The sequence below is a fragment of the Micromonospora sp. CPCC 205546 genome (assembly GCF_036902715.1).
Taxonomy (GTDB): domain Bacteria; phylum Actinomycetota; class Actinomycetes; order Mycobacteriales; family Micromonosporaceae; genus Micromonospora.
Genome location: NZ_JBAKHL010000176.1, coordinates 1 through 758, shown reverse-complemented (window position 1 = coordinate 758; position 758 = coordinate 1). Strand labels below are relative to the sequence as shown.

Here is a 758-nt window from a genome sequence, read left to right as displayed (position 1 = left end):
ACCTGGCGGCGTTCGTCATGTTCTCGTCGGTCGCTGGCGCCTTGGGTAGTGCCGGGCAGGCCAACTACGCGGCCGGCAACGTCTTCCTGGATGCGCTGGCCGTGCACCGGCGCCGTCTCGGGCTGCCGGGCGTCTCGATCGCGTGGGGGCTGTGGGAGCAGCGCAGCGCGATGACCGGCAACGCCGACAGCGAGCGGCTGGCGCGGGCCGGGATCCTGCCGATGACGACCGCGCAGGGGCTGGCGATGTTCGACGCCGCGTGCGCCGGGACCCCACCCGACCCCATCGCCGCGCGGCTCCGGAAGAGTCGCGGGGCGCGGCCCGCGCGTACCGTCGACCTTCGGACCCGGGTGAGCGCCATGCCGGCCGCTCAGCGACGGCCGGAGCTCGTCGACGTGGTCCGGGCCAACGCGGCCGCCGTGCTGGGCCTCGCCGACGCCACCCGGGTCCGCTCCGACGACGCCTTCCACGAGGTCGGGTTCGACTCGCTCACGGCGCTGGAACTGCGGAACCGCCTCGGCGCGGCCACCGGGCTGAAGCTTCCCAGCACGGTGATCTTCGACCATCCCACGCCGGAGGCACTGGCGGCCTACCTGCTCGACCGGCTCACCGGTGAGCCGGCCGCCCCGGTACCGGCGGCACCCGCCGGGAACGAGCCGGAGAACGGCGACCCGATCGCGATCGTGTCGATGGCGTGCCGGTTGCCCGGCGGGGTGGATTCGCCGGAGGCGCTGTGGGAGTTGTTGCTTGCGAACGGC

1 protein-coding gene is annotated in these 758 nt (G+C 74.1%); it reads left to right on the top strand.

What is annotated here, in order from left to right; genetic code table 11:
• Positions 1-17: 17 nt before the first annotated feature.
• The coding region (locus tag V6U77_RS29910) for a beta-ketoacyl reductase (protein ID WP_334610082.1) at positions 18-758 on the top strand (741 nt) is incomplete at its 3' end.